General features: G+C 43.8%; 26 protein-coding genes and 1 tRNA gene. 16 read left to right on the top strand and 11 right to left on the bottom strand.

Annotated features, from left to right (window positions below; translation table 11 throughout):
• Nucleotides 1-3 precede the first annotated feature (3 nt).
• The gene (locus RQP52_RS10700; RefSeq protein ID WP_315951352.1) at nucleotides 4-1143 is read right to left on the bottom strand and encodes a hypothetical protein; all 1140 of its coding nucleotides are present in this window, start codon (nucleotides 1141-1143) and stop codon (nucleotides 4-6) included.
• Between the two features lie 177 nt (nucleotides 1144-1320).
• Here RQP52_RS10700 and RQP52_RS10695 point away from each other — a divergent pair, with 177 nt between their 5' ends.
• The 6 genes from RQP52_RS10695 to RQP52_RS10670 all read left to right on the top strand — a co-directional run bounded on the left by RQP52_RS10695 (nucleotide 1321) and on the right by RQP52_RS10670 (nucleotide 5468).
• Nucleotides 1321-2160 carry an alpha/beta hydrolase family protein gene (locus RQP52_RS10695; RefSeq protein ID WP_315951351.1) on the top strand — a complete coding sequence of 280 codons (840 nt, stop codon included), beginning with the start codon at nucleotides 1321-1323 and terminating at the stop codon, nucleotides 2158-2160.
• 8 nt (nucleotides 2161-2168) lie between these two features.
• A complete protein-coding gene (locus RQP52_RS10690) occupies nucleotides 2169-3509 on the top strand; it encodes a Na+/H+ antiporter NhaC family protein (protein WP_315951350.1) in 1341 nt (446 codons plus the stop codon).
• A gap of 19 nt (nucleotides 3510-3528) precedes the next feature.
• Nucleotides 3529-4041, top strand: coding sequence for a metallophosphoesterase (locus RQP52_RS10685; RefSeq protein ID WP_315951349.1), 513 nt, complete (start codon nucleotides 3529-3531; stop codon nucleotides 4039-4041).
• Nucleotides 4042-4117: 76 nt separating this feature from the next.
• Nucleotides 4118-4291, top strand: a complete 174-nt coding sequence (locus tag RQP52_RS10680) for a hypothetical protein (protein WP_157321493.1) — start codon at nucleotides 4118-4120, stop codon at nucleotides 4289-4291.
• 195 nt (nucleotides 4292-4486) lie between these two features.
• Nucleotides 4487-4804, top strand: a complete 318-nt coding sequence (locus tag RQP52_RS10675; RefSeq protein ID WP_315951348.1) for a hypothetical protein — start codon at nucleotides 4487-4489, stop codon at nucleotides 4802-4804.
• 463 nt (nucleotides 4805-5267) lie between these two features.
• The gene (locus RQP52_RS10670) at nucleotides 5268-5468 is read left to right on the top strand and encodes a hypothetical protein (protein ID WP_315951347.1); all 201 of its coding nucleotides are present in this window, start codon (nucleotides 5268-5270) and stop codon (nucleotides 5466-5468) included.
• Between the two features lie 70 nt (nucleotides 5469-5538).
• On the opposite strand, the gene RQP52_RS10665 is transcribed toward RQP52_RS10670, so the two are convergent.
• Nucleotides 5539-5611 (bottom strand) — tRNA-Val (locus RQP52_RS10665).
• Between the two features lie 372 nt (nucleotides 5612-5983).
• Here RQP52_RS10665 and RQP52_RS10660 point away from each other — a divergent pair.
• Nucleotides 5984-6178 carry a hypothetical protein gene (locus RQP52_RS10660; protein ID WP_079420361.1) on the top strand — a complete coding sequence of 65 codons (195 nt, stop codon included), beginning with the start codon at nucleotides 5984-5986 and terminating at the stop codon, nucleotides 6176-6178.
• 96 nt (nucleotides 6179-6274) lie between these two features.
• Here RQP52_RS10660 and RQP52_RS10655 read toward each other — a convergent pair whose 3' ends face one another.
• The 3 genes from RQP52_RS10655 to RQP52_RS10645 form a co-directional block, all read right to left on the bottom strand.
• A complete protein-coding gene (locus tag RQP52_RS10655) occupies nucleotides 6275-6568 on the bottom strand; it encodes a hypothetical protein (RefSeq protein WP_157321486.1) in 294 nt (97 codons plus the stop codon).
• A gap of 198 nt (nucleotides 6569-6766) precedes the next feature.
• Entirely contained in the window at nucleotides 6767-6976 is a 210-nt protein-coding gene (locus tag RQP52_RS10650; protein ID WP_127452072.1) for an alpha/beta-type small acid-soluble spore protein, read from the bottom strand.
• A gap of 143 nt (nucleotides 6977-7119) precedes the next feature.
• Nucleotides 7120-7275 carry a hypothetical protein gene (locus RQP52_RS10645; protein WP_157321483.1) on the bottom strand — a complete coding sequence of 52 codons (156 nt, stop codon included), beginning with the start codon at nucleotides 7273-7275 and terminating at the stop codon, nucleotides 7120-7122.
• Between the two features lie 307 nt (nucleotides 7276-7582).
• Between RQP52_RS10645 and RQP52_RS10640 the strand changes: the two genes are divergently transcribed.
• The 3 genes from RQP52_RS10640 (at nucleotide 7583) to RQP52_RS10630 (ending at nucleotide 9169) form a co-directional block, all read left to right on the top strand.
• Nucleotides 7583-7909, top strand: a complete 327-nt coding sequence (locus tag RQP52_RS10640) for a hypothetical protein (RefSeq protein WP_127452074.1) — start codon at nucleotides 7583-7585, stop codon at nucleotides 7907-7909.
• A 170-nt stretch (nucleotides 7910-8079) separates the two neighbouring features.
• Entirely contained in the window at nucleotides 8080-8628 is a 549-nt protein-coding gene (locus RQP52_RS10635) for a superoxide dismutase family protein (protein ID WP_315951345.1), read from the top strand.
• A 22-nt stretch (nucleotides 8629-8650) separates the two neighbouring features.
• Nucleotides 8651-9169 (top strand): hypothetical protein, encoded by a 519-nt coding sequence (locus RQP52_RS10630; RefSeq protein ID WP_315951344.1) that lies wholly within the window; start codon nucleotides 8651-8653, stop codon nucleotides 9167-9169.
• Nucleotides 9170-9505: 336 nt separating this feature from the next.
• Here RQP52_RS10630 and RQP52_RS10625 read toward each other — a convergent pair whose 3' ends face one another.
• Genes RQP52_RS10625 through RQP52_RS10615 form a run of 3 tightly spaced genes read right to left on the bottom strand, consistent with a single transcriptional unit; the run spans nucleotide 9506 to nucleotide 13023 of the window.
• On the bottom strand, nucleotides 9506-10597 hold the full coding sequence (locus tag RQP52_RS10625; RefSeq protein ID WP_315951343.1) for a Ger(x)C family spore germination protein: 1092 nt from the start codon (nucleotides 10595-10597) through the stop codon (nucleotides 9506-9508).
• Complete coding sequence (locus RQP52_RS10620; RefSeq protein WP_315951341.1) at nucleotides 10594-11670, bottom strand: GerAB/ArcD/ProY family transporter; 1077 nt, start codon at nucleotides 11668-11670, stop codon at nucleotides 10594-10596. The genes RQP52_RS10625 and RQP52_RS10620 overlap by 4 nt, the downstream gene beginning before the upstream one ends.
• 42 nt (nucleotides 11671-11712) lie before the next feature.
• Nucleotides 11713-13023 (bottom strand): spore germination protein, encoded by a 1311-nt coding sequence (locus tag RQP52_RS10615; RefSeq protein ID WP_315951503.1) that lies wholly within the window; start codon nucleotides 13021-13023, stop codon nucleotides 11713-11715.
• 205 nt (nucleotides 13024-13228) lie between these two features.
• Here RQP52_RS10615 and RQP52_RS10610 point away from each other — a divergent pair, with 205 nt between their 5' ends.
• Entirely contained in the window at nucleotides 13229-13357 is a 129-nt protein-coding gene (locus RQP52_RS10610) for a hypothetical protein (protein WP_315951339.1), read from the top strand.
• Between the two features lie 26 nt (nucleotides 13358-13383).
• Here the strand turns inward: RQP52_RS10610 and RQP52_RS10605 are convergent, their stop codons facing one another.
• On the bottom strand, nucleotides 13384-13815 hold the full coding sequence (locus RQP52_RS10605; protein WP_161405984.1) for a CBS domain-containing protein: 432 nt from the start codon (nucleotides 13813-13815) through the stop codon (nucleotides 13384-13386).
• A 161-nt stretch (nucleotides 13816-13976) separates the two neighbouring features.
• On the opposite strand from RQP52_RS10605, the gene RQP52_RS10600 reads away from it, so the two are divergent.
• Both RQP52_RS10600 and RQP52_RS10595 read left to right on the top strand, forming a co-directional pair.
• Nucleotides 13977-14438, top strand: coding sequence for a divergent PAP2 family protein (locus RQP52_RS10600; RefSeq protein ID WP_315951337.1), 462 nt, complete (start codon nucleotides 13977-13979; stop codon nucleotides 14436-14438).
• A 75-nt stretch (nucleotides 14439-14513) separates the two neighbouring features.
• Nucleotides 14514-14951: a GNAT family N-acetyltransferase gene (locus RQP52_RS10595; RefSeq protein ID WP_315951335.1), complete on the top strand. Its 438-nt coding sequence runs from the start codon at nucleotides 14514-14516 to the stop codon at nucleotides 14949-14951.
• A gap of 29 nt (nucleotides 14952-14980) precedes the next feature.
• Here the strand turns inward: RQP52_RS10595 and RQP52_RS10590 are convergent, their stop codons facing one another.
• The gene (locus RQP52_RS10590) at nucleotides 14981-16411 is read right to left on the bottom strand and encodes a sensor histidine kinase (RefSeq protein ID WP_315951333.1); all 1431 of its coding nucleotides are present in this window, start codon (nucleotides 16409-16411) and stop codon (nucleotides 14981-14983) included.
• Between the two features lie 315 nt (nucleotides 16412-16726).
• Nucleotides 16727-17479, bottom strand: a complete 753-nt coding sequence (locus RQP52_RS10585) for an MBL fold metallo-hydrolase (RefSeq protein ID WP_315951331.1) — start codon at nucleotides 17477-17479, stop codon at nucleotides 16727-16729.
• A 145-nt stretch (nucleotides 17480-17624) separates the two neighbouring features.
• Here RQP52_RS10585 and RQP52_RS10580 point away from each other — a divergent pair, with 145 nt between their 5' ends.
• The 3 genes from RQP52_RS10580 (at nucleotide 17625) to RQP52_RS10570 (ending at nucleotide 19623) form a co-directional block, all read left to right on the top strand.
• A complete protein-coding gene (locus RQP52_RS10580; protein WP_315951329.1) occupies nucleotides 17625-18518 on the top strand; it encodes an alpha/beta hydrolase in 894 nt (297 codons plus the stop codon).
• Nucleotides 18519-18599: 81 nt separating this feature from the next.
• A complete protein-coding gene (locus RQP52_RS10575; protein ID WP_315951327.1) occupies nucleotides 18600-19220 on the top strand; it encodes a stalk domain-containing protein in 621 nt (206 codons plus the stop codon).
• Between the two features lie 91 nt (nucleotides 19221-19311).
• Nucleotides 19312-19623, top strand: a complete 312-nt coding sequence (locus RQP52_RS10570) for a DUF1292 domain-containing protein (protein WP_127452090.1) — start codon at nucleotides 19312-19314, stop codon at nucleotides 19621-19623.
• The last annotated feature ends 90 nt before the right edge of the window (nucleotides 19624-19713 follow it).

The raw sequence follows: 19713 nt of genomic DNA, 5'->3' as shown, positions 1-19713 counted from the left end.
TTGTCATTGCATGACAGCGCTGCGAATATACCAGCGCGAATCAAGCGATGCTCTTTCGAGCCGAAAGAGCACACGCCTGTGCGCAGGCGCGGAAGCACGTGCCGGTGTAACCGTAACGTCGACCGCAGCCTCAAGCTCGAGGAGCTGAGACACGTCCCGCTCCGGGAACTTGGACAGGCGGCGCATGCTTCGCACATGCACCGCCTGCTCTTGCCCTGTGGTGACCTGCAGCAGCTGCAGGTCACCTTGGTTGGCGCCGCTGATCCAGACGTCGATCAGCGCCCAAGGCGAAAGCTTGCTGATGTAGGACGTCAGCAAGCCTGCGGCCCGGTGCACCATGACCTGGTGCGCCGGATCGGAGGAGTGGGAGCCGTGTGTCACGCTCCCGAGGAAATGAATACAGAAATGACCGTTGAAGTCATTTCCGGGAATACCGTCTCCGCCATGCGGCATGCCGTGCATGGAGCCGGCCAGCGTGCGGCCGTTAAACCTCACGAGGACCGCTTTACGGTCCCAGCTCCATGCGCCGCCATAGATGGTTTTGAGCGTCGCGGAGTCGGTCTTCGTCAGCGGTTGGACATCCGCGTGGCTGGAACCTGCGCGGCGCTGTCCTTCAAAGCTAAGACCGCTTTCTACGTCGGTTATTGTGAATTTACTATATTTGGGGATGACGGCGCTTGCGTCTTCCCAAGTCAGGATCTCGCCATAGTGCTGAGCTCTAAGCGCTTGAACCTGTGTGCGAAGCGCTTCTTGCACATCCATCGACACCGCGTAGATGGATTTGGTCATCGGATCAACCAATTCCCCGTTTACCGTAACGCCGTAGTGGAGCGTCTGCCCTTTTTTATGATAAATGAGAGTGGTATCCGGCGGTAAAGGCTCGGTGTACGAAGCGCCTGCCTGTAGTTGCTCAAGCTCTCGCTGTAATTTTTTATTTTCAAAAGATGATTCTGATCGGTAGGCGGCATGTGGAGAGGCTTGGACAACCAACTGAAAAGTAGTCATATTCGTCGTTTCTTGATACCTGAGGGCTTGACCATAGGAATGATGGCCGAATGGACCAAACAAACAAATGGACATCACAGAAAGCAACAAGGTGCAGATCATCGTTCGGAGCAAGCGGGTTGCTCGGGCATGATGCATAGGTAAGCTTCCTCCTGAATTGATTTTAGTAGCGGTCCACATTTGAACAGCTGGATGAAACGCCATAGTCAAGTTTTTACTAATTGCCATTAATTTATGAACAAATTCATCGTCCTCTGCTGTCGGAATGGCATCTGTGTTAAAATATAGCAGTACTTAGGAAAGGGAGGTTATCTCATGCAACCAAGTGAAGGTAAAGCATTTGAGCTACATATAGCAGAGGATCGGATAGTGAGAGGTGATTTCTATGAAGCGGCGTCACAACCGGCTCTGGGCACCTTGATCATTTGCCATGGATACAAAGGTTTTAAAAACTGGGGGATGTTTCCGCACGTAGCGCAATCATTATCTATGAATGTAAATGTCATGGCCATCAATTTCTCACACAATGGCGTCGGGGAGGACCTGCTTGAATTTACAGAGCTGGAGAAGTTCGCGCGCGATACATATTCCAGGAATCTTGAAGATTTGGAAGCCGTTGTGGAGGAAATTCGGCGAAATGAACAGCTTGCTGGTGCCGGAGAGAAACCGATTTTGCTTTTGGGCCACAGTAGAGGGGCGGGGGTATGCCTCATCTATGCGCTTGATCATCCCGATCAAATTGCGGGTGTTATCAGTTGGAATGGCATTTCGAATGTTGATCTGTTGACAGAGGACAATAAAAAAGAGATGCGCACAGAGGGAAGAACGTATACGTTGAACGGTCGTACGAAGCAAAATATGCCGCTAGATCTTGAGATCCTTGAAGACATGGAAAGTAACAGCGAGCGATTCAATATTATGGGCAGAATTAGCGGTGCAGCGTTCCCAATTGCGTTAATTCAAGGGACTGAAGATAGCGAGAGGCTTATTCGAGGCTCAAAACAGATGGTCGAGCAAAATTCAGCTATCCAATGGATCCGAATTCCTGAGGGCAATCATACCTTTGGCTCGGTTCATCCTTACCAAGGAGAGTCCCAAGCGCTGAAGCAAGCCATCCAAGAGACTCTTCATACCATTCGAGAAATGTTAGGATAAAAAGACACATGTTAACGAATAGACAACTTGGCGTAACGATACTTATTACCATTCTAGGACTCGCTGCCGCATATGTGCTGCACATTGCCTTGGCGATTGGTTTTTCATTTGGACTCATCACATTGGTCGTCATCGTATGGCGAGGCGGAGCTGGATTCAGTGGCATTCTGAGAAGCATGTGGGAGGGCGTCAAGCATACCAAAGAAGTCATGTGGATTCTTGCATTGGTTGGCGTTGTTATCCCTACGTGGACAGCAAGCGGGACTATTCCCTATATGATCGATTTAGGACTTCGCATCGTGGATCCTAGCTTTTTTCTTACATTTTCGTTTGCTCTTTCCGTGTGCATTTCCATGCTTCTTGGAACTTCCACGGGCACGCTAAGCTCGGTCGGAATACCACTAATCGGTCTTGCTGCGCTGCTTCAAATCCCTTTGCCGATGGTTGCAGGGGCACTAATTTCGGGCGCATTTGTCGGCGATAGGACTTCGCCTTTTTCCAGTGCGAACCGTCTGGTGGCATCTTCCACAGGTGTTTCCGTCAAAGACTTATTTAAAGCCTTGCTGCCAACTACGATTGGGGCTGGAGGTATCACCCTCGCTTTTTTCTTGTTTTGCGACATGAGAGGCAAGTGGCATCAAGGGGAAAATGATGTGCTTAGTCAGCAATTTGGTTCCGGTTTTAACTACAGCATTTGGTTGTTATTGCCTGTGCTGCTTTTACTGCTTTCAATATTGTTCAGATTTAAAACAAGAAACGGATTTCTTCTTTCCATCGCTAGTGCAATCGGAATCGGCCTCATTTTTCAAGGAGTCGCTTGGGAGGAATGGCTGCATGCGATGTGGTTTGGTTATCACTCTATTACTTTTGAATCGCTGCAAACCAAAGGTTTGTCTAGTATGGTTGAATTAATTGTACTTATTGGACTCGCGGGAGCGTTCAACGGGATTTTAGAGGAAAATCGTGTATTACAGGCCTATATGCAAAAATTGTTGGGAGGAAGCTCCACTTCCCTATTCATCGCAACCATTCGAACCGCCTTGTTTGGCTTAGGACTTGGCCTTGTTTCGTGTACACAAACCCTCCCGATCATGATGACAGGCAGGAGTTTGCTGCCTTTCTGGGAGGAACGCTTCCCGCGCAGCCAGCTTGCCAGAGTTGTTGCAGATTCAAGCCTCATTCTAGCTGCTATGATTCCTTGGAATATGCTCGCGATTGTGTGTGGAACCATTGTAGGTGTGCCAGTCGAACATTATGTTAGTTATGCGCCGTTTCTTTGGGCTTTGCCATTATGTACCTTAATTTGGTCGTACGGGTGGAGAGCACGTGGGAACGCTGTCGGATATTAAAATGAAGGAGAGCTGTAATATGCCTACAACTTATTTTATTTCAGATCACCATTTCGGTCATAAAAACATCATTGACTTCGAAAACAGACCTTTTGCAGATGTTGACGAAATGACAGCAGCTATGATTGCAAAGTGGAATGCTGTCGTCCGTAAAGAAGACAAAGTTTTTCATTTGGGTGACTTTTCTTTTTTAAATAAAGAGCGCACTCAGGCTATTGTTTCCCAGCTGAACGGGTATAAAATCCTCATCCTTGGCAATCATGATCGGGGGAGATCGAGGACCTGGTGGCTTGATGCGGGATTTGATGAGGTAAGTGAGTATCCACTTATTTATATGAATTTCTTCTTCCTTTCGCATGAGCCTATGTATATGAATAAACAGATGCCATATTTGAATGTTCATGGGCATATTCATGGTCAGAAATATGAGGGACGCCACTATTACAACGTGAGTGTAGAACAATTGGACTACACGCCGGTGTCTTTTGAGCAGATTCGCGATTCGGTTGTGGTGGATGAGGAACAGGCATAATAGCGCTTGAATGACAAGTATTAAGGTTTATAAAAGGTGGGAATAATGAGATTAATTGTTCGAGGAGGTTGATTTTATGTTAACGAATGACAAGTTGTCTGAAGCGGATATCGAAGTCATTTTGATGGCCATAGATACTTCGAAAGACGCATTACTTAAAGTGTATACGAAAGATTGGCTCGAAACTAAAATCGATGATATAAAAAACAAGCTTCACGCACAGCAAGAGGAACTGGAACGAAATCATTGAATCATGCAATCGATTCTATCGGCAAAAAGCACTCATGATCATTGATCATTAGGGTGCTTTTTTACAATGAATAAAGAAGCATTTGAAAATGCGGGTGGTAAGTCGTACAATGATTTGAAGAGTAAATCCATGTAAGTTTTTGGACGCAGCCTTGCCTCTGGCTCCAATAAAACTATGCTTAAGGAGATTTGAATTATGCCTCAACTGTCATCGTATAAATTGCCTTGTGGAACCAAGAAATTTTATCCTGAAAAACTTGATTATTTAACACGCAAAGGAAATTATCTATTGTTTCATACGTACTCACCTAAAAATAAAATAGCCTATATCATCTCTCCGAAACAGAAGGGCATGGATATCATTGTGGAAGGTCAACCTGGAGACATCGTAAACCTTTATGAAAGTATTGGCCTTGATGAACATGAAATTCGTGATGAAAATGGTGTATTTCTCTATAAACAAGCGCAAACAAAAGAAGAATTTGAACAGGTTTTTGAAAAGTTCGTCCGTTAATATTTGAAATAATATAGAAAGAGCACTTGAATTTATTCAAGTGTTTTTTTTGTTGCAGTAATGGATGCTCAGCGAAAGGGGTTATTCGCGATGATTTATACAATCACATAATTTGGGAATACTGTCTGAATATTAGAAAGTACAAGGTGGTACAAGAAGTTCTATAACAATCATCAACAAAAATTTTATCAAGAACCCGTGTACAAGTCCCCTTACGCTGCTGCACTCTGGTCATTATGTTTGCCAGGATTCGGGCAACTATATGTCCGTGAATATTTTATCGGTATCATCTTACTCGCTTCTGAAATTGCTTTTAATATTTTGTCTAAATTAAACTGGTCTATTTATTACTCGTTTACAGGAAAATTGCAAGATTCTTCCGAGATTGTAAATATGGGAAGGGTTGTTCTATCCTTCCGTTTACGCGTTCAACATCTGGCATGCGTATAATACGGCAAAGTTCATGAATGCTAAGCTAAAAGCAGAAGGAGTTCCTAGGCCAGAAAAACTAGCACATAATATGGGCTTTTTTACTGGACTCGTTTTTGGTATGTTTTTCGGACTACATTGGGCATTTTTAATAAGTCCTGTTTTTTCTGGTATTGTCCTGGGGATTTCATTGGCGATTATTGGGCATTTAATCGAGAAGTGTGTGGATCGATGAATTGAAGTGTAAAAGACGTTTTAGTAAGCATAAAAGAAAAAGCCCTTACCATGTAAGGACTTTCTCTGTATGACCTGTAGTGGGCTCGAACCACTGACCCCTACCCTGTCAAGATAGTGCTCTCCCAGCTGAGCTAACAAGTCGTTTTGTGAAGACAATTAGTAATATACCAAGAATTCTCAAGCATGTCAATATATAAGATGGTTATTTTGTAAACAGATTAATTGCGCCAAAATCGAAAAAGCTTGATGAGGACATGGTAAGTTTTGCGCTTTTTTTTGGACCTGGGCATGAAGGAAAAATCGTTCGTTGAAGTTTCTAAAGTTGCTGTAGGACCTTTCCCCAGAAGGATGGACAGTTCATCATCGGTTATGCCTTGCATTGTCATGGATTAGTCAACCTTTCCGCTCAATCATGTCATTAATATATCAAAAAAGTCAGCGCTTTGATATAGGACTTTCATATTAGCGGGATTTATGGTAACTTGGTGTCATTAGAGTTTGGGAGGAACAGGAATGACGAAGCAGCAGCATCGATGGAATTTGCGTTTAAAAAGCAGTAATGTATATCTAGGTACCGTATATTTAGGCGATCCGCTTCCCGAAGTGGAAGATGTGATTATGATTGGCGATAAGAAATATACAATTCTTGAGCTCGGTAGTAATCGCGATGCAAGCGATGTGTTTGTAGAAGAAGTGAAGAAGAAGTAACTCATGGTAAAAAGCGCTGTCTAGAAGGGTTAATCCTTCTAGACAGCGCTTTTCAATTTACGGATTCTTACACTGGATTCTACACTTTTGTATGTACTAGGCAAGGTTGTAGAGAGAGGCCAGGCAATCAACGAACATTTTGTTATATTCCTCACGGGTGTAGTCTTTGTTACAGGCAATGTCTCTTCCCAGGAATTGAAACCAGGTGATTTCTGTTTGCGCTTTTTTGTAAATAAATTTGCCGTGTTGGATGAGGAAGGTGTCGTTCTCGAAGTAGGGGACGTTATCAAACTGAAGTGTTTTTTCACCTTTTTGTTCGCTAACTAATGTAGCCAATAGAATAAGCATGCGGTAGGGATCACGGAAAATCTCATATTGTTGTTCAGTCATGGTTTACCACTCCTTTTGTATATAGGGATAAAGCCATCATACTAGAGAGGTAATCTGAATAGAATATGCGAATGAAAACTCGTGAGGATATCGAAGGAACAGATGACAATATTGAAGAAATAGAAAAAAAGACTGACGGTCACTCTAAGGAGGATCGAGTGAAATCAGTCTTTTGGAGTTTGTGCCTACATCAAAGGATTAACGTTTGAAGCTGGAAAGTTGTTGTTCTGCGATTTGTACCAAACGCTTCGTGATGTTTCCGCCGATCGCGCCAGCATCACGAGTTGCCAAATTACCGTTGTAGCCAGTAGGGGAGAGAGGGACACCAATTTCCTGAGCGACTTCAAACTTCAGTTGATCCAATGCTGCTTTTGCTTGTTGTACGACTAAAGTGTTGTTACTAGCCATTCAAAATCATCTCCTTTTTTATGGTACACCTGTATTATTTGAATGTTCAGAAAATTTATACGCAAAAAATAAATAATATCTATAACATCAATAAACCCCCAACCGGATGGCTGGGGGAGGATATATTTTAAAATAAGGACCAATTATTCCTCTTCGGATTCCACGCTTTCTTCAGCCGCAGCAGCTTCTTGACTTGCCTCTGCAACTTCTTCAGCCGCCTCTTCGTTCACTACTTCTTCTGTGGACTCTTCAGCGATTTCTTCTTCATTTTGGGATACAACTTCTTCTTCTTGGCTCATGCATTGTCACCTCCTCGGTTATGTATAATATCATTCTATCCGCTTCTATCAGGCGCTACAAGAGGGTTTAGAGGGCTATGCATAGATTTAATGAAACCTTAATTCGTTTGTCAAATCCTGCTAAAACGGGGTAGCGAGGATGCTAGTTTTTTGTGTCTTAATGACTTATTTTCGCCGGATTTCTCTAATGAGCATGTTTTATTTTTCTATGAATATACATGAGGCAAGCAGCGAAAGTTTATGCATTGCTAAGCTGAGCTATGCTACAAAGATAGTTTTCTTACGAAAACTCTTAGGAGGAGTCCGAATGAACCGGTCGGATGTTATTTTGGAATTACAGTTAGTACCTGAGCTGCTCAAACAAGCTGAAGCGATCTATGTGGATGCTGTATCTGAGCTGAGTTGGGCCAAGCACGAACTATTGACGAAGGAATGTGAGGTCATTGGTGACGGATTGGTTACAGGGAAAAATGAACAGCAGCGCCAAGCTGAAATGTGGCCTTACACGAAAGACTTGCAGCAGCAAGTGTTAAGAATGGAAGATGCCGTCGAGCATACGAAGGTGGAGTTCCATTTTTACAAGCGTAAGCTTGAAAATCTTCAAATCATAGCCAAATTGATGACCATTCTATAAGGGAAAATAAAATGACTAGAAGCCTGCGATCGGATGATTGCGGGTTTTTTACTATTTCTGAGCATATATGAAAATTTTATTTTTGTTATACGGTTACAGCAGAAGTCAGTTGTGCATCCTAAGGGTAGATTATGTAAAATGCTAAGTTTTCGGGAGGACGAAGATAGGTCATGAAATCATTAAAAATTGTTGTGACTGTGAGTTTGGGGCTGCTTGTGCTGACAGGCTGTCAAAGCGTGAAAAGTACGGCGACAGCAGAATCTGGCTCTACGCCACCTCTAGAGGTTACATTCATTGGGGCAAGCGGACAAACGGTTGGAAAGGCGCAACTGGCAGCCGTTCCAGAGGGTGTGCAGATTGATCTTCAAGTAAGCGGACTAACACCTGGTGCCCATGGTTTTCATATTCATGAAAAAGCCGCTTGCGATGCGCCGACATTTGATTCGGCAGGTGCGCATTTTAACCCGATGCATAAAGAGCATGGTTTTCTTAATCCCAAAGGTGCGCATGCAGGGGACCTTCCTAACTTGGTCGTAGATGAGCAGGGTAATGGCCGTTTGAGTACGGTCACCAAATCCGTGGTGATGCTTCCTGACAAGCCGAATTCGTTGTTTAAGCCAGGGGGAACCTCTCTCGTCATTCATGAGAAAGAGGATGATTTGAAGACAGATCCATCCGGAAATTCTGGTAAACGAATCGCCTGCGGTGCCGTGAAATAAAGGAAGGAGCATTCATGACAACATGATCAAAACACAGGATCTCAAACTGCAGATGGATGAACTCACCAAACAGAACGACTTGGTGCTAATTGAGCTCGAACAGGTAAAGAAAATGTTGTTAGGCGGATCCCAAAACTCGCAAGGTGGCCAAAATCAGCAGCAAGCCTCAAATTCCGGTCAATCGCAAGCGCAGGGTGAAGATCAAGGACAGAACCAGGATCAAGCTCAAAGTCAGGCCCAAGGACAAGGACAAGATCAGGGACAAGACCAGGGACAGGGCCAAGGTCAAGGTCAGCAAGCCGGACAAAATGGCGCTAACGGCCAGCAAGTCTCAGACTTAGCCAATGAACTATTGAAAATTAAGGATTTGGTTGAAAAACTGGAACAAAAAACATCCCAATATGTCAGCAGCCAGTCCAACAACGGGACATTAACAGAGAAGGACGCTGTCAATCTGATTTTGACGCTAATGAACGGCATGGTCGATTGGGCTAGCGAATTTGTCTCATCCAAAGCCTCTTCGAATGGACAGCTACAATAACATAAGAGATCATCACCCAAATAAAAGAGCTGCCTGTGCAGCTCTTTTTGTTTTTTTGTCGAAACAAAACGCATTTCGTTTGTTTTTTCGGTGACGCGTTTTATGGATTCTTTAGGCGATTCGACAATATGCACTTATTTACATAATCGACTCTGACCGATAAAGTAAAGAAGAGTTAAACTTAAAGAGACAAACCATAGATGGGGTGTAGTGTATGAGAGAAATAGATATTCATCATCTGATGAATCAACTCGGAATTCAGCCTGATCAATTACATAAATGGATGTCTGATCAAGGGAATACAGCTAAGGTTGAAGGGACTCGCAGAGCCGAACATTATTTGATCACGCCGACCCCTTCGAGCTTCATTTCGACTCCTACGCGGAACTCCAATTCGGGATAAAGAGCTTGCCATGTACGCCACTCCTCTTCTACTGTTCCAAAGTGACGCGATCGATACTTTAATCCGAAGCCAAGAGGATCCAGTTTGTTGTCTCGAAATTTTTTCAAAAGCCGCACTATTTTTTCTTCAGAGGATTGGCAAACAGCCGCTTCATATTGCGAGAACTGATTGATTTCGAGGGGACCTGATGCCGATTCTTCAATGACACCTCTCATCTTAATGTGCATATCGACATAAGGAGGTCCACTCTTAGGAATGCGAATGTGGTAATTCGAATTAATATGATCCACCGAAACGAAAAATTTCGAATCCTGGAAGGGCGCTTCAATTTCAACTTTGTTTATACTTGCTTTCATAATATTAAAAAGTCGTGTTTCATTCGAGTTTAGTGTAAGCTTTACATTCTCCTTATCAAAAAGGACGGCAGTGTTAATCGTAAAATGATTGTTAGCCGATTCCACAATGGAGAGAATGGGATCTAATCCCAGTTCTTTTTTTTTGCGATAAAAGTTGAATAGGTACTCGGAAACCACATAACCCGATTCTACCCCCGTTTTCCCAAAGCTTAGCAGCAAAGAGTTGCCAGGCATCCTCTCATGAGATATTTTTGTTCCCAATACGGCTTCTGCTGAAGGTTGTCCAACAGCAACCCAGGACACGAGTTGGATATCTCTGCGGCGATTGAGCCAATCCAATTCATTGATGCCATTTTCCTTCAGAAACGGATACCCAAAAATAATAATTTTGGCATGACCAAAATCCAGTTCTTTGTCGACCTTAGACTTCAGCAATCGAACAGCTTCGGTGATGGAGTTGGCATCCTGTGTGATCAATTCGTATTGCGCGGAACTATTATCGAGACTACTTCCAGGAACGGCTAGTTTAAGCGATATCCGATATTTCATATTTGTATGTTCAGATTTATCAATTCCAATGGAAACAACGAAAAATCGTTTGTCAATATCCTTGAAGCCGCATCCTCCGCACAGGCACAAGAGCAGCAGGATGAAGAGCCATTTCTTCACGCCATTTTCCTCCTGGCAAAAATTACGATGATCAACACCAAGGCAATTTCAGAAGCCAGCCTTACATTTAAATAAATCGTGCCAAAATCGAATAAGGAATTGTCGTTGAAGAAGTAGCTGAGTAGAAACGTGACCCCTCCCATAAGGGCTATTACAGCCCAAGTGAAGTAGCTTTTTTCTTTCTGACTAGGAATCAGCTCTTTAAAAAATTCAATACCCACATGCCAATGTATAAAAGAACCGGCTAAGCTAATATTGGTGTACAGCAGCATGAAAATAAATAAGACCCTTTCGACTAAACCAAATTCTACCCGCATAGAATCTGAGGTTGAAATCCAAGGGTAAATGTAAGTATTCACGGCCATAGTTCCATGGTAGCCCACAGGAATCAGAAAGCTCGTTAACAAAACACAAGTACCGACAATCGGGATTGTCCAGAGTAAGGGGATTTTTTTATTTGGTTTAAGAAGTCTGTTGAAAATAACTAAATTCGTATACCCTGTGAAAATGTAGGTGCCAGCGGATATGGAGTCCCAAGTCGGCCTATTCAGAATATGAGTGGCAATTTCAAAACAAGCATCATACTGCATGGATTCATTCGTTACAGATTTATACAAGACCCAAACAATAACGGGGACATTGGTAACCAGCAAGATTTCCATGCAAAAAAGAACGGATTCCGATTTCAAACGGGCAATCATACCGACAACAATGACGAAAGCCAGAACGATTAACATCGACGAAATGTCGGGATTAATATATTTTTTTGTGATCTCGCTAAACGCAATCAGCGTTATCATGCCGGCCAAATACCAGATGATAATGAAATAGATCAAAATGAGTATACGCACCCATCGCGGCGCGTGTTGTTTTAATATTTCCGGGAAACCCTGTCCGGGGAACTTCGTGATTGATTTGACAAACACATACAGGAGGGTGAACCCAATTGGTATGGACAAAACCAACGACATCATACTACCTTCAAATCTGTGTGAGAGAAGAATGCGAGGCACGAAAAGGATGATATTCGCCAGCATATTTAATAAAACCAAATAGTAAAAATAACGGACCATCGGTGCAACCACCCCACTCAAGTAAGACTCGTAGGACTCGCTTTATTTTCGGTAGAAAAATAAGCGTAAATAAGGAACGCCAAAGCTTCTTAAATTTGACAAATAGGCTGTCATGCCAATGAGTCCAAGTACGACGCCAGTGATGCCTAAAAAGGATGCGAGCAGGACAAGTGGATATTTCATGATTCTCATGGCGAAGCTCATCGAATTGATGGGAACGACAAAGTTGGAGATCGCTACCGTTGACACGATAATGATCATGATGTTGCTGATTAAACCTGCGGAAGTAGCGGCTTGCCCCAGAATTAATCCGCCAACGGTAGTCGCTGTGGAACCTACGGATTTCGGCAAACGGATGCTTGCTTCCAATAGTAACTCCATCAGGATCAGCATGAGCAAGACTTCGACATACGCCGGATAAGGTACAGAAGCCCGGCTTCCGGCAATGGATAGCGCAACCTGGACCCGGAATATTTCCGGATTATAGGCAGTTAGCGCGACATAGGCTGCAGGTAATATCAAACTTAGGAACAAGGCAATGTAGCGTAAGATAAGCAGAAAATAACTAACTAAAGAAAGCTGATAGTTATCATCCATCGCCGAGTAGAAATCATAAAACACGACAGGCAGAATCAGAACGAATGGTGTTCCTTCGAGCATTAAGATTATTTTTCCCTGCGAGAGATTAAGAATGGTTCTGTCAGGACGTTCTGTTGTCAGGAAGGTGGGAAAGATCGAAAACTTTTGTTTGTTCAAAAGTTGGGTAAGTTCGCTTGTCGATTGCAAAGTGTCAACTTTAATCTCATCTATCGTTCTTCTAACTTGGTCAAGTACCTGTTGGTCGACTTGCAATTCATCGTACATGATGCACAGCCTGGATTTGGACAAGCGTCCGAGCTCCAGGCACTCCACGCGCAAGGAGTTGTTCTGATAGCGGAAGCGGATCAGGTTGATATTTGTATCAATGTGCTCGCTAAAGCCCGTTTGCGGTCCTTGAATCGTTGCTTCCACTTGAGCATCGCTTAGAGCGGCGGCTTTTATTTGTGCGGCATTGAAGAGCAGTATGCGCTCTCTGAGCATAATGGCGACATGGCCCGAAGTAATTTTGTTCAATGCATCAACATTGGAAGCGGGTCGATTGCAGCCTGGAAAAGAGAGTAAATAATTTTCATACTCAGCTTCCTGTTTCATTTGGAAGAAGGGTTGAATGATTTCATCCCGGATCAAGCTGCTGTCACAAATATTAGTAATAAATAAAATTTCGGCCTGAATATGATTGGATTGCATCTTACGATGCTCCAAATCGTCGGAAGGACCTAGTTTATCTAGCAGCCATTGCTTGTTCTGGCTCATTGAATTCAAGGATACCCTTCCTTTCCAAGCAAAGTTTTCCTCTTAGTCTGTCTCTGGAAGGCTGACCCTATCCAAGGGTTAAGGGAAACTGGCTTATTCAGGAAATGAAGAAGATAAACTTGAAATTGCAGTGGGGGAGCTGTTCTTTCTCGTGAGGAGCGTTTGTGCTTGGGAAATTTGAAAACGAAAGGGGAGGAAATTCGTAATGAGACGTGGCAGTCGGGGGAAGCGGGTAATCCGTTCCTGGGAGGAACGGACCCGTACTTCCGAGATTCCATTGCGTGGACCAACAGACCACCGTGTCGCGATTTTGGATAAAATGGATGAGGATTGAAAAAGGACAAGACCGGAGTGCTGTGACTATCTCTCTCCTGCAGCGGAGGGGGATTTGAACACAACTTGCTTTGCGCAATATTCAATGATTTCGCTTCTTCGCACAATGCCGATGAATTTATCGGAATCATCAACAATCGGCACGAAGTTTTGCACTTTGGCTAAATCAATGAGATCCACCATGTCCGCATGGATATGAACCGGTTTATTTTGCACGCGCAGCGGAACCTCAGACAGTAAATGTCGGTGGGCATTCTCAAACGATACGCCTTCCGAATTTTTCAAAAACCATAGCAAATCGCCTTCGGTGACGGTCCCTACATAATGACCATCGTCGGATAATATCGGTACCGCGGTATAACGGTGATATTCCATACGCTCAAGTGTTTGACGAAGCGTTGTTTGTAATGTTGTTGTAATAACTTCGGATTTCGGTAAAAGGAAAAAAGCAATATTCATCATTCACACTCCTTAGAGTTTTCATAAGAAAACTGACGTCGCTAGCAAAGGCTTGGAGTTTTTCGCAGGAAAACTTTCTTCGTAAGCTAACACTCCTATTGTATCAAAATTTACGAATAGAATCTAAACCTGTGTTGGATGCTAAAAGAGAGGTGAGCAGAATGAATAGAGCGCTTATAACAGCATTGCTAGGAATCGGTACTGCACAGGCGATAAAAATGCCTCTTACTTATATGACAACGAAGAAGTGGGATTGGTCGCAACTCATTCAAACCGGTGGAATGCCTAGTTCACACTCCGCGGGTGTGTCGGCTTTAGCTACTTATATCGCTATGAGAAGAGGGATTTCCGCCATTGATTTTGCTATTACCTCGGTGTTTGGCGCTGTAGTCATGTACGACGCCATGGGAGTTCGCCATGCTGCTGGGGAGATTGCCGTAGAAGTGAATGAAATTGATGTGCAGGTAGAGCGGTTAGCTAAGCAGCATCCGGGCTTATATCATGTTCGCAGACGGAAAGCTTTGAAGGAGAGATTGGGGCATTTGCCGCGGGAAGTTTTGGGCGGTGCGATTTTGGGGGTAGCCATCGGGGCTTCCAGCTATTTGTTGGAGAAAAAAAGGTAGGCTTTGACGCGTGTGGACATCCTTTCTTGAATGAGATAAGATCAAGGAATATTCATTGAAAGGAAGAAAGTCCACATGGAAATCATTCGCGTTACTAGTCATGATCAACTGAAAGATTGCTTTAAGGTTCGTTTCAAAGTATTTGTAGACGAGCAGCAAGTGCCTGAACATTTGGAGATGGACGAAAAGGATGAATCGCCGGAAGCCTGCCATCATTTTCTTATTCTAGACGGCGAACAACCGGTAGCCGCAGCCCGTTGGTATGAATACCAGCCCCAAACCGCCAAATTGCAGCGCGTAGCTGTTTTGAAAGAATATAGAGGCCAATCCCTTGGCAAGCAAATTATTCTGGCTATGGAGCAGCAGGCGCGCGAATTGAACTGCACGTCATCTATTTTGGATGCGCAGTGCCAGGCTGAGGGCTTTTATAGTCAACTGGGTTATCATGTCATCTCGACAGAACCATTCTACGACGCAGGCATTCTGCACGTAAGAATGAAAAAGCCGCTGTAACTACAGCGGCTTTTTTTGCTATGACGTTGTTATTGTGCTAATGGGAAAGTGATGATGAATCGTGTGCCGGTTCCAAGCTCGCTTTCCACCTCCAGCGTTCCCTGGTGATCTTGCACGATTTTGTAGCAGATCGATAAACCAAGTCCTGTGCCGGACTCTTTTGTCGTGAAGAAAGGATGGAAAATCTTCTCTAACTGTTCGTTTGGAATCCCAGGACCATTATCGGCAATGACGACAGTCACGCTTTTGGTATCAGACGTTAATTGCATGTGGACGACACCGTTTTCCTCCATGGCTTCGCAGGCATTTTTTACGAGATTGAGAAGCAATTGAATCATTTTATCTTGATCCATTAAGACAAGGACGGGCTCTGTCGCTTCTTTGTAGTGAATTTGATGGCCGAAACGGGTTGCTTCCGACTCCATCAGCGCGATGACCCTGAGCACGCACTCGTGCAAGGAATAGACGCGAAAATCGATGCTATGAGGCTTGGAGAATTGCAGGAATTCACCGGTTAAATCACTCATGCGATCAATTTCTTCCATAATCAAGCTGTACCAATTTTCTATATTGTAACCGTTTGCTTTGGAAATTTGTAGAAATCCTTTGACTGTTGTAAGCGGGTTCCTTATTTCGTGAGCCATACCAGAAGCTAATTCGCCGATAACCCTTAGCTTATCGGATCGAAGCATATGCTCTTCACGTTTGAGCCACGACTCCCGTTTCTTCGTAAATAAGTTATTCTCAGCTAACAAAATCAGATCATCTTTCGTCAAGCCGTCTAGCGGGTAGGATGCAATCCCGTATGTAATTTGGATACCTGTCAGTTTAGGCAGTTCGGAATCTAGTTTTAGTTTCAAAGAGGAGGTGGCTGATTGGTCTGCAACTAGCGGCATAACTACCGCGAATTCATCACCGCCGTATCTCGCGATAAAGAGCGCATCTTTAAATAAGATTTGGAGGAGCTCTGCCATCTGCTTCAGAATAAAGTTTCCAGCCTGAAAGCCGCGGGTCGTATTCATCGATTTTAAATCCGTACAGTCAATTAGAATCAGGACCAAACCCTGTTTCTGACGAATGAGCTGCTCAAGCCGGCGATGGGACTCTTCATAGTTGTATAGGCCTGTTAGCGAATCTTGCTGCGTAAATAAGTAACGTTCCTTTTTCAACAGATCAGCTTGTTTGAGCGTGGAATAGGTTGCTTTCGTAAGCAATGCAACTGTTGTGAAATGCAGCAAGCATTCAATCCCATAAATCCATAGTAAGTCATATAGCCCTTTAATGAGATAAACATTGCCTAAAAAAATAAGCGCGTAGGAGGCGGACAGCACGCACGATTTTTTGCGATTTTCTTCTGTATAAATATCGTAAAGCAGCGTTAGTATGTATAGAGGGAGGATCAAGTTTAAATGACCTATGTAATGTAAGAAGCCAATGATCAGTAGGCGAAGCCAGGGCATTCCTGCATGTTTTAATGGAAAGCGGAAGCTTATCAAGTAAAGTAACACGAGAAGGATCTGTAAAGGAGTGTTAATGGAAGTGTGGAGAACTGTCGTATATAGCATAAAAACAAATGCGTAAGCAAAAAGAATCCAATTGATTATCAAAGTATCATCTCCTGCAAGTTACGATGTCCAGAATAACCACTCTTGTGACATGTTCTCTGTCTGTTTACCCAAATCCTGCTTTCAGGTAAAAAGAATAGGAAATAAACACGGATTTTCGCGAAAAAAGAACCTTCAAGGGGTTGAATTCCTAAGGTTCCATGTTGATAATTATTCTGGAAGATCAATAATTTCGTGCTGGGCGACAAACCGCATATGGCCGGTTTTGCCAATGAAATCGCTCATATTGTCAGCATAATGCATGAGATAGATCCTCTGCTGAATATGTTCAGGTAACGTAAGCAATTCGTCAAGCGTAGCATGGATGAATCCTTGGCCGCTTAATTGACAATCATGAAAGATTGTATGGCAGTTTCTTTTGGCGGCGACCTCGTGAATAAGCAGATCTTCACTGAAGCGGACATCCGCACTATAGAAGATTCGGTCATTAATAAACAGCGAGTAGCTGGGTTTGCTGGAAATATGAAGTGTGGGCACAAGTTCAATGGTTAAACCAGGGCCTATGACAACAGGCACTTGTTCCTCAATCACAATGACGTCAAAATAATCCTCGAGGGAATGGTAGCCGTCTTCCGGATTATACATGCCGCCTTTCAAAGTGTTCTCCCATAAAATATCTGCGATAGCTTTCGTCAGGTAGAGCTTTGTTTTCTTCTGATTGCTTTCATATAATAAGCGGAAAGCCATTTCTTCCAATCCGCCAACGTGATCGGCATGAATGTGTGAAATTACGATGCCATCGATTTGATCGGGCTGTAGCTGTATGTCGTAAAGCGATCTTGGCGTTGTTGAGCCACAGTCGATGAGTATATTTCTTTCGTTTGAACGGATTAATGCGCTTGTATTATAAAATGTTTTGGCAAAAGCACTGCCGGTTCCCAACATTTGAATTTGCAAACTCATTCAGCCGCCCCCATTTTTCGACAAAAAACATCTTTTTCTAATGTAGCATGGGAGGTTGTTCGATTTCAACCATTATATGTATGGCGTATAAGCTTAAAGCACGATGTATACATAAGTTTATTTCATTTAAGGTGATGATATTGGGATGATTTGGTATGTAATTGGAGCGTTGATCGTGACGATTGGCTTGATTTTGGTGGGTATTTCGACCTATGTAGGCTGGCAGTTAACACATCCGAAACGCAAAATCGTCGATGAGTTCCCTGAACAATATGGCTTGCAGAAGCAGGATATTACATTTCCGAGCCAATCGCAGGATGTTGCACTGGATGGATGGTTTTTTAAATCGTCTTCCGCACCTCAAAGGGAATTGGCAACGACGGTCATTATGTCACACGGGTATGCGGGCACACGCTTGGAAAAAGGATTGCCGGCGCTTGCTTTAGCGAAGGCGATCGTTGATGACGGTTATCATGTGCTTATGTTTGATTTTCGCAATTCGGGCAATTCTGAAGGCAGTTTGACGACCGTCGGCTACTTGGAGAAGCAAGATTTGTTGGGTGCAATTCAGTGGGTGCAGGAGCATGTCCCTAGTAAAATTTGCTTGTTGGGCTTCTCGATGGGAGGAAGCACATCACTTTTAGCTGCAGCGGAAGAATCCTCTGTTGCGGGGGTCATTACCGATAGTGCTTTTAGCCAGCTAAGCCCTTACTTGCGAGATAACTTGCCGGTCTGGTCGAAACTGCCCCGGTTTCCGTTCACGCCTTTGATTTTGGGCATTTTGCCAAGGCTGATAGGGATTAATCCCCGTCATGTAGACGCGCTTGCAGCAGTGGATCAGATTTATCCGAGGCCGATCCTTTTTATCCATAGTAAAGATGACGATGCGATTCCTTGGTCAAATAGTGAAGGGATGTGGCGTCGGCATCCGGACGTTTTTGAGCTGTGGCTTACACAAAAAGCGGGGCATGTCGGGTCTTATCATATGCAGCCAGAGGCGTACAACCAACGGGTTCTATCATTTTTATCAAAATTATAAAATCATCGCAACTCTTTTTAACCTTCGGAGTATAAAGATGCAGACATAAAGTTTACTAACGAGAGCTGGAGGTTATTCAAAATGAAAGTTGTTCAGCGGATATTTACGTTGATGCTGGTGTTTTTTGTTCTAAGTACGGCTGCAGTGGTGGCCTCGTCGATATGGGGGGATTATAAGGGATTTAACATTGCCCGTCTGGTCGTTAATGATACGACATCGGAGTTCGGGGATTCGGATGTTCCGCCTCTTATCGTTGATGGCAGCACCGTTTTACCTTTACGCGCGGTTAGCGATGCCTTGCAAGCGCTGGTGAAATGGGATAACACCAATAAGACGGCCTATTTGTACAAACCGAACGTGCACTTGTTCTTTACAACGGAAGTGCGGAAAGATTCGGCCATCGTTCCATTTGGCGTCGTTGAACGCGGGAAGCAAGCGGATTTTATTGTATTTGCACAGGTCGATAATTTGAAAACAAGCATTTCTTCTGTCAAAGTTTCCATTGTATCGCCAAGCGGCAAAAGTGTGGTTACACCTGTAGTGAAAGCCATCACGGACTCCAAAGAGTCTTTCTGGTTGAAGGTGCCTTTGTATGGCGTTTCTTTTGACGAAGCAGGCACTTATGTTGTGAAATTTGCGATGCAAGCGACAGGCGCTAGCGATTATTCCGTCGTATCCGAGAAGCAGATTCAATCCGAATAGGATAAGCTCGCAAGAAAGTGGTTTGACCTCTGAATATGAAAATGTTAGGATAATTACGTAACTAATTATTCGACGAAATGAGGTTCTGCCTGTGAGCGATGAGAAGCACGATCATGTACACGGCCCGGACTGTGACCACGATCACGAGCATGGGGAAGATGTTTTTATCGTAACGGACGAGAACGGTGAAGAGCATGAGATGGTAATGGTATATACCTTCCAATCTCAAGAGCAAGCTTATGCGGTATTGCTTGATCGCAATGATCCTGAAGCGGACGGCGTTATTTTCCGTGTTGAGGAAGATGGCGACGATGCATTCCTAGTCAACATTGAGGATGAAGAAGAATGGGAACGCGTAGTGACCATTTACAATGAGATCGTAGCTCAAGAAGGCGAAGAATAAGAGCTATACATAAGAAAGGGCTGTCCAGTCAGTGGGTTATCTACTGAAGGGCAGCCCTTTCACTATTTAGATGAAACGGGGCTGTCCTAA

This window comes from Paenibacillus violae, from assembly GCF_032461945.1.
Taxonomy (GTDB): Bacteria; Bacillota; Bacilli; order Paenibacillales; family NBRC-103111; genus Paenibacillus_E; species Paenibacillus_E violae.
Note: the sequence above shows the minus strand (reverse complement) of the source record. Positions and strands in the feature narration are given on the sequence as shown.

Bases quoted from the DNA above. Each gene is read 5' to 3' on its own strand.
- RQP52_RS10700 (WP_315951352.1), bottom strand. From the start codon at position 1,143: ATGCATCATGCCCGAGCAACCCGCTTGCTCCGAACGATGATCTGCACC.
- RQP52_RS10695 (WP_315951351.1), top strand. From the start codon at position 1,321: ATGCAACCAAGTGAAGGTAAAGCATTTGAGCTACATATAGCAGAGGAT.
- RQP52_RS10690 (WP_315951350.1), top strand. From the start codon at position 2,169: ATGTTAACGAATAGACAACTTGGCGTAACGATACTTATTACCATTCTA.
- RQP52_RS10685 (WP_315951349.1), top strand. From the start codon at position 3,529: ATGCCTACAACTTATTTTATTTCAGATCACCATTTCGGTCATAAAAAC.
- RQP52_RS10680 (WP_157321493.1), top strand. From the start codon at position 4,118: ATGTTAACGAATGACAAGTTGTCTGAAGCGGATATCGAAGTCATTTTG.
- RQP52_RS10675 (WP_315951348.1), top strand. From the start codon at position 4,487: ATGCCTCAACTGTCATCGTATAAATTGCCTTGTGGAACCAAGAAATTT.
- RQP52_RS10670 (WP_315951347.1), top strand. From the start codon at position 5,268: ATGAATGCTAAGCTAAAAGCAGAAGGAGTTCCTAGGCCAGAAAAACTA.
- RQP52_RS10660 (WP_079420361.1), top strand. From the start codon at position 5,984: ATGACGAAGCAGCAGCATCGATGGAATTTGCGTTTAAAAAGCAGTAAT.
- RQP52_RS10655 (WP_157321486.1), bottom strand. From the start codon at position 6,568: ATGACTGAACAACAATATGAGATTTTCCGTGATCCCTACCGCATGCTT.
- RQP52_RS10650 (WP_127452072.1), bottom strand. From the start codon at position 6,976: ATGGCTAGTAACAACACTTTAGTCGTACAACAAGCAAAAGCAGCATTG.
- RQP52_RS10645 (WP_157321483.1), bottom strand. From the start codon at position 7,275: ATGAGCCAAGAAGAAGAAGTTGTATCCCAAAATGAAGAAGAAATCGCT.
- RQP52_RS10640 (WP_127452074.1), top strand. From the start codon at position 7,583: ATGAACCGGTCGGATGTTATTTTGGAATTACAGTTAGTACCTGAGCTG.
- RQP52_RS10635 (WP_315951345.1), top strand. From the start codon at position 8,080: ATGAAATCATTAAAAATTGTTGTGACTGTGAGTTTGGGGCTGCTTGTG.
- RQP52_RS10630 (WP_315951344.1), top strand. From the start codon at position 8,651: ATGATCAAAACACAGGATCTCAAACTGCAGATGGATGAACTCACCAAA.
- RQP52_RS10620 (WP_315951341.1), bottom strand. From the start codon at position 11,670: ATGGTCCGTTATTTTTACTATTTGGTTTTATTAAATATGCTGGCGAAT.
- RQP52_RS10615 (WP_315951503.1), bottom strand. From the start codon at position 13,023: ATGAGCCAGAACAAGCAATGGCTGCTAGATAAACTAGGTCCTTCCGAC.
- RQP52_RS10610 (WP_315951339.1), top strand. From the start codon at position 13,229: ATGAGACGTGGCAGTCGGGGGAAGCGGGTAATCCGTTCCTGGGAGGAA.
- RQP52_RS10605 (WP_161405984.1), bottom strand. From the start codon at position 13,815: ATGAATATTGCTTTTTTCCTTTTACCGAAATCCGAAGTTATTACAACA.
- RQP52_RS10600 (WP_315951337.1), top strand. From the start codon at position 13,977: ATGAATAGAGCGCTTATAACAGCATTGCTAGGAATCGGTACTGCACAG.
- RQP52_RS10595 (WP_315951335.1), top strand. From the start codon at position 14,514: ATGGAAATCATTCGCGTTACTAGTCATGATCAACTGAAAGATTGCTTT.
- RQP52_RS10590 (WP_315951333.1), bottom strand. From the start codon at position 16,411: ATGCCCTGGCTTCGCCTACTGATCATTGGCTTCTTACATTACATAGGT.
- RQP52_RS10585 (WP_315951331.1), bottom strand. From the start codon at position 17,479: ATGAGTTTGCAAATTCAAATGTTGGGAACCGGCAGTGCTTTTGCCAAA.
- RQP52_RS10580 (WP_315951329.1), top strand. From the start codon at position 17,625: ATGATTTGGTATGTAATTGGAGCGTTGATCGTGACGATTGGCTTGATT.
- RQP52_RS10575 (WP_315951327.1), top strand. From the start codon at position 18,600: ATGAAAGTTGTTCAGCGGATATTTACGTTGATGCTGGTGTTTTTTGTT.